At 61.8% G+C, this 807-nt stretch carries 1 protein-coding gene; it reads left to right on the top strand.

The window, feature by feature from the left end; all coding sequences use genetic code 11:
- The coding region (gene istB, locus ACFOM8_RS23045; RefSeq protein WP_377764689.1) for an IS21-like element helper ATPase IstB at nucleotides 1-681 on the top strand (681 nt) is incomplete at its 5' end.
- Nucleotides 682-807 lie beyond the last annotated feature (126 nt).

Raw genomic sequence — 807 nt, 5'->3', positions numbered from 1 at the left:
CCGCCCGGGAAGACGCTCGACAGCTTCGCCTTCGAGGCGGTCCCGATGATCTCGAAAGCCCAGGTGATGGCCATGGCTGCCGGCGACAGCTGGCTGGCCAAGGGGGCCAATGTGCTGATGTTCGGCCCGCCAGGTGGCGGCAAGAGCCATCTCGCGGCCGCCATTGGCCTTGCATTGATCGAGAACGGCTGGCGCGTCCTCTTCACCAGGACCACCGACCTGGTTCAGAAGCTGCAGCTCGCAAGGCGGGAGCTGCAACTCGAGGCCGCCCTTGCAAAGCTCGACAAGTTCGACCTGCTGATCCTCGACGATCTTGCCTATGTCTCCAAGGATCAGGCCGAAACCAGTGTTCTCTTCGAACTCATCTCGGCGCGATACGAACACCGCTCTATCATGATCACGGCCAACCAGCCATTCGGAGAATGGAACAGGGTCTTCCCGGACCCCGCCATGACCTTGGCCGCTGTCGACCGCCTGGTTCACCATGCCACCATCTTCGAGATGAACGTCGAAAGCTATCGACGGCGCTCCGCCCTCGAGGGCAAACGCCAGCGGGGCCGTCCGGCGGCCTACGCGACAATCAAGAACACCCCAAAGCCTGACGCGGCGCGACAATCAGAGTGTGACGACGACGTTGCCAGCGACAATCAGCGTGATAACCTCAGAGATGCCGCGACATAGAATCTCATCCTGATTGTCGCGCAGGTCTCACCCAGATTGCCGCGCTATAAGCGGCGGACGCTGAAGCAGATGCATGCCGATCTGGTCAAGCTGGGCTTTACCGGCTCCTACGGCCGGGTTGCGGCG

The sequence above is a fragment of the Paracoccus angustae genome (genome assembly GCF_042648745.1).
In the GTDB taxonomy this organism is placed as follows: Bacteria; Pseudomonadota; Alphaproteobacteria; order Rhodobacterales; family Rhodobacteraceae; genus Paracoccus; species Paracoccus angustae.
Note: the sequence above shows the minus strand (reverse complement) of the source record. Positions and strands in the feature narration are given on the sequence as shown.